This window comes from Micromonospora maritima (assembly GCF_902825405.1).
In the GTDB taxonomy this organism is placed as follows: domain Bacteria; phylum Actinomycetota; class Actinomycetes; order Mycobacteriales; family Micromonosporaceae; genus Micromonospora; species Micromonospora maritima.
In genome coordinates this window covers 1-2,067 of sequence record NZ_CADEAU010000735.1, presented here as the reverse complement: position 1 = coordinate 2,067, position 2,067 = coordinate 1, and the positions used below count along the sequence as shown (strand labels likewise).

3 protein-coding genes are annotated in these 2,067 nt (G+C 76.3%); all 3 read right to left on the bottom strand.

The features are described 5' to 3' along the window. Positions 1 to 405, bottom strand: a 405-nt coding sequence (locus HUW36_RS31670) for a reverse transcriptase-like protein (RefSeq protein ID WP_174531424.1), incomplete at its 3' end; no start/stop codon positions are given. Between the two features lie 5 nt (positions 406 to 410). Continuing rightward, positions 411 to 1,148, bottom strand: a complete 738-nt coding sequence (locus tag HUW36_RS31665) for a zinc ribbon domain-containing protein (RefSeq protein ID WP_099164166.1) — start codon at positions 1,146 to 1,148, stop codon at positions 411 to 413. Next, on the bottom strand, positions 1,145 to 2,011 hold the full coding sequence (locus HUW36_RS31660) for a Nif3-like dinuclear metal center hexameric protein (protein WP_174531423.1): 867 nt from the start codon (positions 2,009 to 2,011) through the stop codon (positions 1,145 to 1,147). Before HUW36_RS31660 ends, HUW36_RS31665 begins: the two co-directional genes overlap by 4 nt. Between the last annotated feature and the right edge of the window lie 56 nt (positions 2,012 to 2,067).

The following is a 2,067-nucleotide window of genomic DNA, read 5'->3' as shown; positions in this document are numbered from 1 at the left end:
CGCGTCCATCGCCGCGTTGGCCAGGGCGTCCGCGTGCCGGTTGCGCTCCCGGGGCACCCAGACGAAGCGGACGGCGGCGAACCGGCCGACCAGCCCGGCGGCCTGGGCCGCGAGCGGGCGCAGCCCGGGGTGCTTGATCTGCCAGCGGCCGCACATCTGCTCGACCACCAGCTTGGAGTCCATCCGCGCCTCGACCTCGGCCGCGCCCAGCTCGGCGGCGGCCTCCAGCCCGGCGATCAGGCCCCGGTACTCGGCCACGTTGTTCGTCGCCGTGCCGATCGACTCGGACCGCTCGGCCAGCACCTCACCGGTCTCCGGGTCCCGGACCACCGCGCCGTAGCCGGCCGGCCCGGGATTGCCCCGGGACCCGCCGTCGGCCTCGATCACCACCGCGCGCACCGCCACGGCGACTACAGCCCCGACTCGTTCGTCCGGACCATGATCCGGCGGCACTCCTCGCAGCGGACCACGTCGTCCGGGTCGGCCTTGCGGATCCGGGCCAGGTCGGCGCCGGACAGCTCCAGCCGGCAGCCGCCGCAGCGGCCTCCGGTGAGCAGCGCCGCGCCCAGCCCGGTGTCCTCGCGGATCTTGTCGTAGAGGGTGACCAGGTCCGCCGGCAGGTCCCCGGCGAGCGGCTGGCGGGAGGTCCGCTTGAACTCCTCCTCCTTGGCGATCTCGGCCAGCGCGTCGTCGCGGCGCTGCTCGGCCGCGGCCCGGCGCTCCCGGGCGTCGGCGATGCGGCCCTCGATGCCGTCGAGTACGCCCTGCGCGGTCTCCCGCTGCTCCATCAGCTCCAGCTCGGCGTCTTCCAGGTCGCTCTGCCGGCGGTTGAGCGAGACCAGCTCGTGCTGGAGCGCCTCCAGCTCCCGGGCCGGGCCGCTGCCCGAGGCCAGCCGGGCCTCGTCCTTGCTCTTGCGCGCCCGCACCTGGTCGACGTCCTTCTCCAGCCGGGCGATGTCCCGGTCCAGGTCGTCGACGGCAACCTGGGCGCGGACCCGCTCGTCCTCCAGCGCGGACAGCTCCCGCGCGAGCGCCTCCAGCTCGGCCCGCTCCGGCAGGCTGCGGCGGCGGTGCGCGAGCTGGGCCAGGGTGGTGTCGATCGCCTGCAGGTCGAGCAGGCGACGCTGCACCTTCGGGTCAGCCTTCACGGTCGGGGCTCCTTGTCGTCCGGTCGGGGCGCGGCGGCGTGCACGGTCCACGGGTCGGTGTCCAGGTCGGACACCACGGCCTCGACGCCCAGCTCGTCCCGCAGGTGGGCGGCCAGGTCGTCCAGCCAGGGTCGTTCGGTCGCCCAGTGGGCGGCGTCCAGCAGGGCCGGGCCGCCGGCGGCGAGGTGCTCGCCGGCCGGGTGGTGGCGCAGGTCCGCGGTGAGGAACGCGTCCACCCCGGCCGCGGTCGCCTCGGCGAGGAAGCTGTCCCCCGAGCCACCGCTGACGGCGAGGGTACGAACCATACGCCCGGGATCGCCCGCGGCGCGAACGCCCCAGGCGGTGACCGGGAGCACGTCGGCGGCCCGCCTGGTCAGCTCGGCGAGGGTCGTCGGGACGGGCAGCTCGCCGATCCGGCCGATGCCCCGGTCGGGCCCGTCGGCGGGCGAGCCGGGGCGGGGCGGGTGCAGCGGGCGCAACCCGGTCAGCCCGAACCGGGCGGCCAGGGCGTCGGACACCCCGGGGGCGGCCACGTCGGCGTTGGTGTGTGCCACGTACAGGGCGACGTCGGCCTTGATCAGCCGGTGCACGATCCGGCCCTTGTACGTGGTGGCGGCCACCGAGGAGACGCCACGCAGCAGCAGCGGGTGGTGCGCGACGATCATGTCGGCGCCGGCGGCGAGCGCCTCGTCGACCGTCTCCGGGACCACGTCGACCACGCAGGCGACGCGGCGCACCGGGTGGTCGGGCTCGCCCAGCACCAGGCCGACCCGGTCCCACTCCTCGGCCCAGGCCGGCGGGTAGCGGCGGTCCAGGGCGGCCACCACCTCGGCGACGGTGGGCGGCGATCCGGTTGTGCTCACGGCCGGCCAGCTTACCGGCGTCCGGCCGGGGACACGCCCACCGCGGTGGCGCGGGG